We start from the raw sequence: 13244 nt of genomic DNA on the forward strand, positions 1-13244 counted from the left end.
GCGTCAGCGCTCGATTCGGTGCTCGCCCTTGACCCAGCGCACCGTGCCCGACGAGGCGCGCATCACCACGCTCTCGGTTGTCATCTTGTCGCGGCGGCGCTTGACGCCCTCCAGCAGCGAGCCGTCGGTCACGCCGGTCGCGGCGAAGATGCAATCACCTTTCGCCAGCTCCTTGAGATCATATTGGCGGTCGAGGTCCTCGATCCCCCACTGGCGCGCGCGCGCGCGCTCGTCATCGTTGCGGAACAGCAGCCGGCCCTTGAACTGGCCCCCGACGCAGCGCAGCGCGGCGCAGGCGAGCACGCCCTCGGGCGCGCCGCCCGATCCCATATAGACGTCGATCGTCGTGTCCGGGTCGCTGGTGGCGATCACCCCCGCGACGTCGCCGTCACCGATCAGCACCACGCCGCAGCCGAGTGCACGAAGCTCGGCGATCAGCGCCTCGTGCCGCGGGCGGTCGAGCACGCAGGCGACGATGTCCTGCGGCCGCACGCCCTTGGCGGCGGCGATGGCCTCGATGTTCTGGCTGGGCGTGCGATCCAGGTCGATGACGCCGGCTGGCAGGCCGGGACCGACCGCAAGCTTGTCCATATAGACATCGGGCGCGTTGAGCAGCCCGCCCGCCTCGGCGATGGCGAGCACCGCGAGGCTGTTCGGCCCCGACTTGGCGCAGATGGTGGTGCCCTCGAGCGGGTCGAGCGCGATGTCGATCGCAGGTCCCTGGCCCGTCCCGACCTTCTCGCCGATGTAGAGCATCGGCGCCTCGTCGCGCTCGCCCTCGCCGATCACGACGGTGCCGTCCATGTCGAGTTCGTTCAGCGCGGCGCGCATCGCCTCCACCGCCGCGGCGTCGGCGGCCTTCTCGTCGCCGCGGCCGGTCAGCGTCGAGGCAGCGATCGCGGCCGCCTCGGTGACCCGCACCATCTCGAGCACGAGGACACGGTCGAGTACCTTGCTGGCCTGGGGCATGAGTCACCTTCGCTGCGGCGTGAGGCCACGTCGATACGGCGCACGCATGACGCTGTCGAGGCAGAATGTTTTACATGTTCAACAACGGTGTCAGCGAAAGTTTGAGCCCCCGCCGCCGCGGGAGCCCGATCGTCACGCCGCGCCGTGGCAGTGCTTGTACTTGCGCCCCGACCCGCACGGGCACGGCGCGTTGCGGCTGACCTGCCCTTCCCAGCTCGCCGGATCCTCGCCGAGATCGGCGGCGGTCGGCTGCGGAATCTGGAGCGGCGGCAGCTGCGTCGTCACGAGCCCGAGCGTGCCGGCATCGATGTCGTTCGAATTGTCCTCCCCGGTGAACGGATCGAAGTGGGTGGTGATGAAGTCGGGCAGCTCGGGCAGCGGCGGCGGCTCCTGCATGCGGAACTGGGCGTGCGCGATCGTCTTCGTCACGTCCTCGCGGATCGCGTCGAGCATGCGCTGGAAGAGGTTGAACGCCTCCTGCTTATACTCGTTGATCGGCGTCTTCTGCGCATAGGCGCGCAGGTGCACCACCTGGCGCAGCGCGTCGAGCGTGGCGAGATGCTCCTTCCAGTGATGGTCGAGGTTCTGCAACAAGATCGACTTCTCGACCTGGGTCCAGGTCTCGGGCTCGAGATCGGCCGACTTGCTCGCCACCGCGGCGTCGGCCTCGGCCTGGACGCGCTCGGTGACGATCTCGGGGTCGATCGCGTCCTCCTTGAGCCACTCGTCGATCGGCGGCTCGAGGTTGAGGATGTCGGCGAGCCGCGCCTTCATCCCCTCGATATCCCACTGCTCGGGATAGGAGTTGGGCGGACAGGACTCGCCGACGATCGCGTTGACCGTCTCGGCGCGCATGTCGCTCACCACCTCGCCGACGGTCTCGGCGTCCATGATGTCGGCGCGCTGCTCGTAGATCACCTTGCGCTGGTCGTTCATCACGTCGTCATATTCGACGACCTGCTTGCGGATGTCGTAGTTGCGCGCCTCGACCTTCTTCTGCGCGGTCTCGATCGCCTTGGTCAGCCACTTGCTGCCGATCGCCTCGCCGTCGGCGATGTTGCTGCGCATCATCTTGGCGAACAACGTGTCCGGCCCGAAGATGCGGAGCAGGTCGTCGTCGAGCGAGAGGTAGAAGCGGCTCAGGCCGGGATCGCCCTGGCGGCCCGAGCGGCCGCGCAGCTGGTTGTCGATGCGACGGCTCTCGTGCCGCTCGGTGGCGAGCACGAACAGCCCGCCCGCCTCCAGCACCTTCTGCTTCTCGGCCGCGATCTCGGCGCGGATCTGCTCGATCGCGGCCTCGCGGTCGGGGCCCTCGGGCATGCCCGCCAGCTCGTCCTCGACGCGCATCTCGAGGTTGCCGCCGAGCTGGATGTCGGTGCCACGGCCCGCCATGTTGGTGGCGATCGTCACCGCGCCGAGCCGGCCCGCCTGCGCCACGATATGCGCCTCGCGCTCATGGTAGCGCGCGTTGAGGACGGAGTGGTCGACCCCCTCCTGCCGCAGGAACTCGCTGAGCAGCTCAGACTTCTCGATCGAGACCGTGCCGACCAGCACCGGCTGGCCCTTCTCCGAGTGCTCGCGGATCTTCTTGGCGATCGCGCGGAACTTGTCCTGCGTGTCCTTGTAGAACTCGTCCTCTTCGTCGACGCGGTGCACCGGCTTGTTGGTCGGAATGGTGACGACGTTCATCTTGTAGATGTCGTAGAACTCGGCCGCCTCGGTCGCGGCGGTGCCGGTCATGCCCGCCAGCTTGGGATACATGCGGAAATAGTTCTGGAAGGTGATCGAGGCCATGGTCTGGTTCTCGGGCTCGATCTGCACGCCCTCCTTGGCCTCGACCGCCTGGTGCAGCCCGTCCGACCAGCGGCGACCGTCCATCATGCGCCCGGTGAACTCGTCGATGATGACGACCTTGCCGTCCTTGACGATGTAGTCCGTGTCGCGCTTGAACATGACGTTCGCGCGCAGCGCCTGGTTGAGGTGGTGCACCACCTGGGTATTCTCGAAGTCGTACAGATTGGCGCCCTGAAGCAGCCCGGCGGCCTCAAGCATGCGCTCGGCGCGTTCGGTGCCGTCCTCGGTCAGCACGATCGTCTTCTGCTTCTCGTCCTTCTCGTAATCGTCGGGAACGAGCTGCTTCACGATCGCGTCGACGCTGATGTACAGCTCGGACTTGTCGTCGGTCGGCCCCGAGATGATCAGCGGCGTGCGCGCCTCGTCGATCAGCACCGAGTCGACCTCGTCGACGATCGCCATCGCGAAGGCGCGCTGCACCATCTGCTGGCGCTCATATTTCATGTTGTCGCGGAGGTAATCGAAGCCGAACTCGTTGTTCGTGCCGTAGGTGATGTCCGCGGCGTAGGCGGCACGGCGTTCCTCGTCGGTGAGGTTGGGCACGATCACGCCCGTGGTGAGCCCGAGGAAGCGGTACACGCGACCCATCCAGTCGGCGTCGCGGCTGGCGAGATAGTCGTTGACGGTGATGACGTGGACGCCGTCGCCCGGCAGCGCGTTGAGATAGGTGGCGAGCGTGGCAACGAGCGTCTTGCCCTCGCCAGTGCGCATCTCGGCGATCTCGCCGCGGTGGAGCACGATGCCGCCGATCATCTGCACGTCATAGTGGCGCTGGCCGAGCACGCGCTTGGCCGCCTCGCGCACCGTCGCGAAGGCCTCGGGCAGCAGCTGGTCGAGCGTCTCGCCGTTCGCCAGTCGCTCGCGAAAGCGGACGGTCTGCTGCGCGAGCGTGTCGTCGTCCATCGCCTGCAACGTCGGCTCGAACGACGCGATCTTGGCGAGGATCGGGTTGAGCGACTTGACGTAGCGGTCGTTGGACGAACCGAAGAGGGTCTTGGCAATGCCGCCGAACATGGGCCTGGTCCTGTTTGGGGAGCGCGCTGCGGCGCCGTTCCCCGACGCGCGCACGCTGATCTGATAGAGGGAGAACGGACGCGGCGCGGCGCTAGACGCGCCGGCGGCCCGCGAAGATCGGCTCGCGCGGCGCGAGCGTGAGCATCGCGACGCGCGGCGCGGCGGCGCTCGCGATCAGCGCGGCGAGCACCTGCCCCGGGCGCACCGCAACGCGTCGCGCCGCGGAGACGATCGCGACGGCACGCGCCTGCTGCGCCACCGCCTGCGCCGGCTGTGCCTGACGCGCGCTAGCCCCCACGCCGGTCAGCGCGGAGAGCAGGGCCGAGAGGAGCAGCAACAGGTTCACGCCGCTGGACATAAGACGAGACGAACCGCCCGTCCACCGGGCGGGCGTGCGGTAAACCATCAATTTGTCAGCGCTCGAGCCGCCCATCGCGGGCATGCGCGACGTCGATGACCCCTTTTCATATAGGCATCGATGTCCCGGAAGTCGCGCGCCGTCCAGCTGTGCGGCGGCACCCGGAGGCCGGTTTCCCGCAGGGTCCGCGGTATCAGATCACCGTCCGGCTGCAAGATGATCGAGGCCATGATGACGCCGGGATAGGCGGCCAGCGCTTCTTGAAAGCCGCCATCGCCGGTCGGGCGTGGACGGATGGCTCCTGCGCGCCAGCGGCCCATCGCCCCGCGCCCCGACGCCGTGGCGCATGGCGCATCGCTTCGCAGAGGGCCGCTGACCGTTGCCGAGCGGCGCGGCGGGGAGCGCGGCGGCGCCCATCATGGCCCAATATGTCGCGGCAGCGAGACGACTGCCTCGCGCATTGGCGATCCAGCCCGACCGCGCGCCGCGCTCATCGCGATGCTCCACCATGGCGCCCCTTTGCGTGCTCTCCCGCCGCGCCTAAGAGGACGCCATGTCGACGTCCATTTCCCCGCTTGCCACTACCTTCCCCGATATGGCGAGCGTCGCTGGGGTGACGCTCCGGGTCGCGCGCGCGCACTACAAGTCGTGGGACCGCACCGACCTCACGCTGGCCGAGCTCGCTCCCGGGACCACCGTCGCCGGTGTGCTGACCCGCTCCAAATGCCCCTCGCCGGAGGTGGAATGGTGCCGCGCCGCGCTGGTGCTCGGCCATGCTCGCGCGCTGGTGGTCAATGCCGGAAACTCGAACGCCTTCACCGGGCATCGCGGGCGTGCCGCGGTGGAGGCGATCGCCGCGCAGGCGGCCGCGCAGCTCGGCTGTCAGCCGTCCGACGTGTTCGTCGCCTCCACCGGCGTGATCGGCGTCCCGCTGCCGATCAACAAGGCGCAGGCGGGCGTCGCCGCCGCCTTCGCCGCGCCCGAGGCGGGCTGGCGCGCCGCCGCCGAGACGATTGGCACCACCGACACCTATCCCAAGGGTGCGAGCGCGACTGCGGTGGTCGACGGGCGCACTGTGACGATCGCGGCGATCATCAAGGGATCGGGCATGATCGCGCCCGACATGGCGACGATGCTCGGCTTCGTCTTCACCGACGCCGCGGTGGAGGCGCCGTTCCTCCAGGCGGCGCTCGCCGCGGCGAACGCGCGCACCTTCTCGTGCATTACCGTCGATGGCGATACCTCGACCAGCGACACGGTGCTCGCCTTCGCTACCGGTGCGGCGGGCAACACGCCGCTGGCCGACGACGACAGCCCGGGCGCCGACGCCTTCCGCGCCGCGCTCGCCGACGTCTGCCGCCAGCTCGCGTTGCTGGTGGTGCGCGACGGCGAGGGCGCGACCAAGCTGATCGAGGTGACGGTCGAGGGCGCCGAGAGCGACACCTCGGCGCACCGAGTCGCGCTGTCGATCGCCAACTCGCCGCTGGTGAAGACCGCGATCGCGGGCGAGGACGCCAACTGGGGCCGCGTCGTCATGGCGGTGGGCAAGGCGGGCGAGCCGGCCGAGCGCGACCGGCTGTCGATCCGCTTCGGCGCCACCCAGGTGGCGCGCGACGGCCTCGCGGTGGAGGGCTATGACGAGGCGCCGGTCGCGGCGCATCTCACAGGGCAAGAAGTCGAGATCGGGGTCGATCTCGGGCTCGGCGAGGGTCGCGCCACGGTGTGGACCTGCGACCTGACGCACGGTTACATCTCGATCAACGCGGATTATCGCAGCTGAGGTGCGGCGCGGCGGCGGTGGTGCGAGACGGTATCGTCCCGACCGTTAGACCGCTGTTCGGGATGGCCGCACCGACGGATAACCACGAATTTCTCGTCATTTCGCGCTTAACCCGGGATCCACTGCGCCGCGAGCGCTGGAGGCGTTGCTCTCGCGGAGCCATGGGTACCGGCTCAAGGCCGTAATGACGATGGCGGGAGGCGCCGCGTCAAACGGGCAACGATCCCTGTCGGAGAGGTGGAGCCCAAGTGGCCAATCAGTTCGCGCCGAGCGTCACCTCGCCGGCGATCCCCGCCCGCGCCGCGCCCTTGACCAGCAGCAACACGACCCGCTCGCCGGACCCTGCCGGCACCCGCGCCTCCAAGCGACCCGGCGTCGCGTCGCGCTTGCTCGCGATCGCTTGACCGTCGACGAACAGCTCGGCGCTTCCCGCCACCGAATCGAAGCGGATGATCCCGCCCTCGGCGCCGACCCGCCGCCACGGCCGCACCACTGTGCGCCACGCATGCCAGTCCGCGCCCGCCTCGCCAGGCACCAGCGCGCCGGGGCGGACGAACGCCCAGCTGTTGTTGTCGCCATCGGGCGGCGCGGCGTTCGCGGCGGGGCGCTCGCGCGACGCGGGCGAGCGGCGCCACTCGGCCAGCGGCTGGGCGCGACGCTGCTCGGGCCAATTGGCCGGGGACGCCATCGCGCGCCGGTCGATCGTCGCGCGCGCGCTTCGAAGCCCCGGCGACGTGGCGGTCAGGGTCACCGCACCGCCTCTCGCCGCGGCGCGCACGATCACCTGCGCCAGCCCGTTGAACAGGCTGCGCGCGTCACCCTGCTCGGGTTCGTGGCTGTTGGGATCGCCGTTGCCCAGGCCGATGATCTCGGCACCGCCGACGCCGAAGCGCACCGGGAGGTTGGCGGTGGGCACGTGGCGCCCCCGCGAGTCGATCGCGTCGACCGTCACCGGCAGCGCGTCCTCGCCGTCGCCCAGCATCACGCGCCGCGCCGGGGTGAGCCGCAGCGCCACCGCGGCGCCCGCCGTCTCGTGCGCCGCCCTCGCCACCTCGCGCCCGTCGCGCCGCGCCACCGCCTCGATCCGGCCGGGCGCGTACGGCACCTGCCACTCGTTGCCCATGATCCGGTCGACTCGCTGCGTGCCGAGCGCGCGGCCGTTGAGCGTCAGCGTCACCTCCTCGGCGTTGCTCATCACCAGCACGCGGACGGATTGCCCCTCGCGCCCCGGCCAGGTCCAGTGCGGCGCGATCGACACCACCGCGGCATCGTCGACCCAGTGTGCGCGGTGAACGTCATAGGCGGTCTTGGGAAAGCCGCAGAGATCCATGATGCCGAAGAAGCTCGAGATCGTCGGCCAGGCATAAGGCGTCGGCTCGCCGTGATAGTCGAAGCCGGTCCAGGTAAAGCCGCCCGCGACGAAGCGCCGCTCCGCGATCGCACGCCAGGTCGCGCGGTGCGTCCCGCCCCAGCTCGCCGCCTCGTCGTCGTAGGAAGAGATGACATGGCGCGCGGGGTCGCTGGCGAAGGCGCCGCGAGTCTCGAACGCGCTGGTGTCCTCCGAGCTGGTCAGCGCGCGGGTCGGGAAGAGCTGGTGGAAGCGGTCATAGTCGCCCTGATAATAATTGAAGCCGGTGACGTCGACGACGCTCGACACGCTGGCGGGCTCGAAGAAAGCGCCGTTCATCGCCGCGGTGACCGGGCGTGCGTCGTCGAGCGCGCGAACCGCATGCGCCATCCGCCGCACCATCTCGACGCCCGCGGGAGTGCCCTGCATCGGTTCCTCGTTGAACACCGACCAGAGGATCATCGAGGGATGATTGCGGTCGCGCCGCACCAGCCATTGTAGCTGCGCCATATAATCGGGCGCGGGGTTGAACTGGCGGTTCTCGTCCATGACGAGGAAGCCCATCTCGTCGCACAGGTCGAGGAACTCGGCGGCAGGCGCGTTATGCGAGCAGCGGATCGCGTTGCAGCCGATCGCTTTCAGGCGTTCGAGCCGCCAGCGATGCAGCGAGTCGGGCACGGCGACGCCGACGCCGGCATGGTCCTGGTGGAGGCAGACGCCCTTGAGCTTTACCGGCCGGTCGTTGAGGAAGAAGCCTTCGTTCGCGTCGAAGCGCGCGGTGCGGAAGCCGATCCGGGTACGGCGCTCGTCGGCCATACCCTCGCCCGTGACGCGCGTGACGACGGTGTAGAGCGTCGGCCGCTCGACCGACCAAAACAGCGGCGCGCCGGCGGCGAGCGACACGCGCGCCTCCGCCTCGTCAAGCGCGGCGACGGTCGCCTCGGTATCGCCGCGCGCGACCTCGCGCCCGTTTGGATCGAGCAGCCGTGCCTCGACCCGCACCGCGCGATCGTCGCGCGCGACGCTGGTGAGCGTCACCGCCACCGGCACGTGCCACGCGCCGTCCGCGCCGCGGCGCGGGTCGCAATGGACGCCGTCGCTCGCGATCGAGACCGGCGGCCGGCGCACCAGCCAGGCATGGCGGTAGAGACCTGCCCCCTCGTACCACCAGCCCTCCATCGCCTCGGCGTCGACGCGAATCGCGACGGTGTTGAGCTCCTCGCCGAAGCGCGCGAACGGGGTCAGGTCGACGTAGACGCTGGTGTAGCCCGACCATTGGTGCGCCACGACGCTGCCGTTGACCCATATCGTCGCGTTGGTGGCGATGCCGTCGAAGTGGAGCTCGATCCGCTGCCCGCGGTCGCTCACGTCGAGCGCGAAGTGGCGGCGGTACCAGCCGATCCCGCGTGGACGATAGCCCTGCGCGACATTGGCGCTTGCGACGAACGGCTGCGCCGACGCCCAATCGTGCGGCAGGCGGACGCGCTGCCAGTCGGAATCGTCATAGTCGATCGCCGCCGCGCCCTGCGCGTTGCCCGCCTTGACGCTGAGGTAGGTGGCATTGTGCGTGTCGAGCCGCGGCGGCGCGATGTCGCCCTCGTGGAACAGCCAGCCGCGCTCGAGCCGCACCCGCGTGGGATCGCCGACGAAGGCGGGCGGCGGCAACGCGTCAACGGGCGCGGGCATCGGCAGCCCGTCGCCGGCAGAACGGCGCGCGGCCGGCGCCGCAGCGAGCGGCGCGCCCGCGACCGTCGCGAGCGCGGCGGTACCGCGCAGCAAGTCACGCCGCCGCATCAGAGATCGGAGAGTTCGGCCACGAAGTCGTACGCGTCGCCGCGATAGTAAGAGCGGGTGAACTCCACCGCGCGCCCGTCGCGCAGGAAGCCGCGCCGCTCGATCAGCAGACCCGCATGGCCCGACTCGACACCCAGCATGCGCGCGTGCTCGCCCCCGAACGGCACCGCGCGCAACCGCTGCAGCGCGCGCGCCGGCCGGCTGCCCGCCGCCTGTAGCGCGGTGTAAAGAGAGTCACCCACCGCCTCGGCCGAGGGCAGGCAATAGCCCGCGATGGTGGAGAGCTCGAGCGCCATCGGCTCGTCGTCGGCACTGCGCAGCCGGTGGAAGCGGTACACCGCCGCGCCGGGCGACAGGCCGAGCGCCATCGACTCCTCGGGGCTCACCGTCCCAGCGGCACGCAGGATCCACTGGCTCGACGCGGTCTTGCCGCGCGCTGCCATGTCCTCGGTGAAGGACGAGAGTTTGGAGAAGCTCTTCTCGACGCGCCCCGCGACGAAGGTGCCCGCGCCGCGCCGCCGGGTGAGCAATCCCTCCTCGACCAGGCCGCCGATCGCCTTGCGCACCGTGATGCGCGACACGTCATATTCAACCGCGAGATCGCGCTCGGCCGGGATGGCGTCGCCCTGCTGGAGCTTGCCGCCGCCGATCCCGTCGCGGATCACCTGTTGTAGCTGGAGGTAGAGTGGCGCCGCATTGCCCCGCCGGAACTTTCCGATCTCTTCGGCGAACCCCATTCTCTTCTCCCCTGCCCGCCGATCGTCGCCGGATCATCGCAGCGTACCGGAACCGGTCCACCGCCACAATCGCCGCGATCCCATCGATAGAACCACTTAGTGCCGGCCCGAGCACGCCACCCGGCCATCACGGCCGGATCGGGAAACCCAACCCCGTCCGCCACTTACTGGAACGTGCACGACACGTAACCAAAGTGCAATTTTTTGTCGCTTGATTGGTATACTTTGGTTATACCATGTTGAAATCGCAGAGCGGGATCAACCCGACGCGCGGTCGCGGGGCGAATACGGCTTTTCACATCGGGCGAGCGGTCAGGGCCGGATCGCCCAAAGGGGAGAATATGACGATGCGTATGCGGCAATTGGTCCTACTCTCGACCGCGCTGACCGGCCTCGCTGGCACCGCGCAGGCGCAGCAGACCCCGCCCTCGACCACACCGCCGAGCGAGGCCGCCCCGGCGGTTGATCCGTCGAGCGACGCCACCGGCGAGGACGTCGTCGTCACCGGCTATGCGCGCAGCCTCCGGCAGGCGATCGAAGTCAAGCGCAGCGCCAACGCGGTGGTGGACGCGATCTCGGCCGAGGACATCGGCAAGTTTCCCGATCGCAACGTCGCCGAATCGCTCGCGCACATCCCCGGCGTGTCGATCGACCGCCGCTTCGGCGAGGGCGAGAAAGTCGCGATCCTCGGCACCGATCCGGCGCTCAACCGCATGCTGCTCGACGGCCACGCGCTCGCCTCGGCCGACTGGGGCGGCAACGACAACGACCCGTCCAGCCGCACCTTCAACTATTCGCTGCTCGCACCCGAGCTGGTCGACCGGCTCGAGGTCTACAAGTCGCCCGAGGCGCGGCTCGAGGACGGCAGCCTCGGCGGCACGGTGATCGTGCGCACGCGTCGGCCGTTGGAGCTGGAGGCCAATTCGCTGTTCGGCTCGGGCGGCTACACCTACAATGACCGTTCGGACAAGGGCAGCGTCCGCGGCTCGGGGCTGTACAGCTGGAAGAACAAAGACGAGACCTTCGGCTTCCTCGTCGCCGCCACCTATGACAAGCAGCAGCTGGTCCGCGCGGGCGTCGAGTTCTTCGGCTATGACAACAGCGTTCCCAACGCCGACGGCACGTACAGCAGCCCGTTCGTCAATCGCGACAGCGCCACAGGCGCGCTCAGCCTGAAGAACCCCAACGCGACGGTCAGCGGCGGCACCATCTCCGACCTGTACAAGGCCGCCTCGCCGTTCGGCATCAACTACGCCTATTTCCAGCAGCAGCGCGAGCGCACCAGCGTCTCGGGCACGGTGCAGTACCGCCCGGCGAGCAACCTGACGCTGACCCTGAACGGCCTGCACATCAACGGCAATTACAACAATTATAGCCAGGCGATGTACACCATCCCGGGCGCGTGGAGCGGCGCGGACCTGCAATCGGCGACCGTCTCGAACGGTCTGGTGACCGAGGCCAGTTTCGGCGCGGCGACCAGCCAGCGCAACGCGCAGGTCGACACGCTGGTGCGAGCGACCAAGCTGAAGACCGACAACCTCAATTTCTTCGCCGACTGGGAAGGCGACGACGGCGCGAAGGTGACGTTCCTCGGCGGGTGGAGCAAGGCGACCGGCGGGCGCAACCCGGAATATCTGTTCAACGTGCAGACCAAGCTGCCGTTCAGCTACGCAATCAGCCCCACCACCGCCGAGGTGAACTATACCGGCGACCTGACCAACCCGGCCAATTACTTCACCAACCCGCAGAACAATCCGGTCACGATCGAGGGCGTGCCCTACAACGTCAACGGCACGCAGCTGAACGCAGCGCAGATCGGCGGCCTCGACTATAGCGTCACGACCGATCGCGACATCTTCGGCGGCTTCGACGCGACCGTCCCGCTCGGCGACGGCTTCTTCAAGCAGGTGCTGATCGGCGCGCGGATCACCGACCACGTCAACAAGATCGACGCACGCGGCATCAACACCTATCTGACGACCTCGAAGCTAGGCTCCGAGCTGGGCGTCACCACGCTGACCACGCCGGACGGCATCTTCGACGGCTCTGGCGGCTCGGGCTCCGCGACCCAATATCTCAACCTGCCGCGCGAGGCGGTGATCGACATCCTGGCGAACAGCATCAACACGCCGCTGTTCACCAAGGTCGGCGGTTCGACCCGCGTCGAGGAGCGCACCGCCGCCAGCTACGTCCAGGTCAATTTCGACCAGGGCGGCCTGCGCGGCAACCTCGGCGGGCGGCTCGTCTACACGCGCGACGTGTCTTACTATGCGCTGTCGCTGCCGACCCTGGACAACCCCAACCCGATCCCGGTGCCGACCAGCACCTCGACCGACTATCTGAAGTTCCTTCCCGCGCTCAACGTCGCCTATGAGATCAATCCGCAGGTCATCGTGCGCGGCGCGGTGGCCAAGGTGATCTCGCGTCCGCGCTATCAGGACCTCGCGGCATCGATCACGCAGAACGACGTCACCTTCGACGCGGGCGGCGGCAACCCGAACCTGAAGCCCTATGAGTCGACCAACTATGAGGTGACCGCGGAATTCTACCCGCGCGCGGGCGCGCTGCTGTCGCTGGAGCTGTATCGCCGCGAGATCGGCAACTACATCCTGTCGACGACGCTCAACAACCAGAGCTTCTACAACTCGCTCGAGGGCCGGGTGATCAACACTTATCGCCTCTCCAGCCCGATCAACGCGGGCAAGGCGAAGGTGAACGGCGTGCTGGTCAACGGCCAGGCGGAGATCTGGAATGGCTTCGGCATCCAGGCGAACTATGCCTATCAGGACAGCTCGACCTCGGTGATCCCGGGCGTGGACGGCGAGCTGAACCTGCCCTATCTTTCGAAGCACACGGTCAACGTCATCCCTTATTTCGAGAAGGGACCCTTCCAGGCGCGCGTCAGCTACAATTACCGCTCGTCCTACTTCCGCGCGATCGGCCGCCTGAACTCGTTCGAGATGGTGGCGCCCTACAACCAGCTCGACGCCTCGGCCTCGCTCGCGCTGACGCCGAACATCTCGCTGACCGTCAACGCGCAGAACCTGCTCGACGAGACTTACCTGCAATATAGCGGCACGCGCGACCGCCCGTCGGCCTTCTACAAGAACGGCCGTACCTTCGTGGGAAGTGTCACCTTCCGGATGTAAAGTGGGCTGCCATACCTGTCGCCCTGGTGAAAGCCGGGGCCCAGTTGGGGAAGCCGGGGTGGGAGCCACCAACGTCGCTCAACTGGACCCCGGCGTTCGCCGGGGTGACAGTAAGCGAGGGCGGCTCCGCTCTTCATACGGCTTCGCCTCTCCCCACGAAGTCATGCATCCCCCAAGCCACAGCCCTTTCTTTTTATGGCCGAGGCATGGACGCCTGGCGGCGCATCGGTCATGATACCTC

The 13244-nt window shown here is 68.5% G+C and carries 8 protein-coding genes; 2 read left to right on the forward strand and 6 right to left on the reverse strand.

Translation table 11 applies throughout. The features are described from left to right. Positions 1 to 3: 3 nt before the first annotated feature. From glpX to FHY03_RS00090, 4 genes are all read right to left on the reverse strand, one after another. The gene (gene glpX / locus FHY03_RS00075; protein WP_183921060.1) at positions 4 to 969 is read right to left on the reverse strand and encodes a class II fructose-bisphosphatase; all 966 of its coding nucleotides are present in this window, start codon (positions 967 to 969) and stop codon (positions 4 to 6) included. A gap of 132 nt (positions 970 to 1101) precedes the next feature. Then, positions 1102 to 3837, reverse strand: coding sequence for a preprotein translocase subunit SecA (gene secA / locus FHY03_RS00080; RefSeq protein ID WP_183921061.1), 2736 nt, complete (start codon positions 3835 to 3837; stop codon positions 1102 to 1104). Between the two features lie 91 nt (positions 3838 to 3928). Beyond that, positions 3929 to 4183, reverse strand: coding sequence for a hypothetical protein (locus tag FHY03_RS00085; RefSeq protein WP_183921062.1), 255 nt, complete (start codon positions 4181 to 4183; stop codon positions 3929 to 3931). 59 nt (positions 4184 to 4242) lie between these two features. Then, positions 4243 to 4515 carry a hypothetical protein gene (locus FHY03_RS00090; protein WP_221189934.1) on the reverse strand — a complete coding sequence of 91 codons (273 nt, stop codon included), beginning with the start codon at positions 4513 to 4515 and terminating at the stop codon, positions 4243 to 4245. A 233-nt stretch (positions 4516 to 4748) separates the two neighbouring features. On the opposite strand from FHY03_RS00090, the gene argJ reads away from it, so the two are divergent. Next, on the forward strand, positions 4749 to 5975 hold the full coding sequence (gene argJ, locus FHY03_RS00095) for a bifunctional glutamate N-acetyltransferase/amino-acid acetyltransferase ArgJ (RefSeq protein ID WP_183928015.1): 1227 nt from the start codon (positions 4749 to 4751) through the stop codon (positions 5973 to 5975). Between the two features lie 256 nt (positions 5976 to 6231). Here argJ and galA read toward each other — a convergent pair whose 3' ends face one another. Further along, positions 6232 to 9117, reverse strand: a complete 2886-nt coding sequence (gene galA, locus FHY03_RS00100; protein ID WP_183928017.1) for a beta-galactosidase GalA — start codon at positions 9115 to 9117, stop codon at positions 6232 to 6234. Continuing rightward, positions 9117 to 9854 (reverse strand): GntR family transcriptional regulator, encoded by a 738-nt coding sequence (locus tag FHY03_RS00105; RefSeq protein ID WP_183921065.1) that lies wholly within the window; start codon positions 9852 to 9854, stop codon positions 9117 to 9119. The genes galA and FHY03_RS00105 overlap by 1 nt, the downstream gene beginning before the upstream one ends. A 353-nt stretch (positions 9855 to 10207) precedes the next feature. On the opposite strand from FHY03_RS00105, the gene FHY03_RS00110 reads away from it, so the two are divergent. Continuing rightward, the gene (locus tag FHY03_RS00110; protein ID WP_260158553.1) at positions 10208 to 13003 is read left to right on the forward strand and encodes a TonB-dependent receptor; all 2796 of its coding nucleotides are present in this window, start codon (positions 10208 to 10210) and stop codon (positions 13001 to 13003) included. Positions 13004 to 13244: the final 241 nt, after the last annotated feature.

The sequence above is a fragment of the Sphingomonas sp. BK345 genome (assembly GCF_014193845.1).
Lineage (GTDB): Bacteria > Pseudomonadota > Alphaproteobacteria > Sphingomonadales > Sphingomonadaceae > Sphingomonas.

Excerpts from the sequence above, each read along its gene's own strand:
- secA (WP_183921061.1), bottom strand. The coding sequence starts at position 3,837 with ATGTTCGGCGGCATTGCCAAGACCCTCTTCGGTTCGTCCAACGACCGC.
- glpX (WP_183921060.1), bottom strand. The coding sequence starts at position 969 with ATGCCCCAGGCCAGCAAGGTACTCGACCGTGTCCTCGTGCTCGAGATG.
- FHY03_RS00105 (WP_183921065.1), bottom strand. The coding sequence starts at position 9,854 with ATGGGGTTCGCCGAAGAGATCGGAAAGTTCCGGCGGGGCAATGCGGCG.
- galA (WP_183928017.1), bottom strand. The coding sequence starts at position 9,117 with ATGCGGCGGCGTGACTTGCTGCGCGGTACCGCCGCGCTCGCGACGGTC.
- FHY03_RS00110 (WP_260158553.1), top strand. The coding sequence starts at position 10,208 with ATGCGGCAATTGGTCCTACTCTCGACCGCGCTGACCGGCCTCGCTGGC.
- FHY03_RS00090 (WP_221189934.1), bottom strand. The coding sequence starts at position 4,515 with ATGGGCCGCTGGCGCGCAGGAGCCATCCGTCCACGCCCGACCGGCGAT.
- argJ (WP_183928015.1), top strand. The coding sequence starts at position 4,749 with ATGTCGACGTCCATTTCCCCGCTTGCCACTACCTTCCCCGATATGGCG.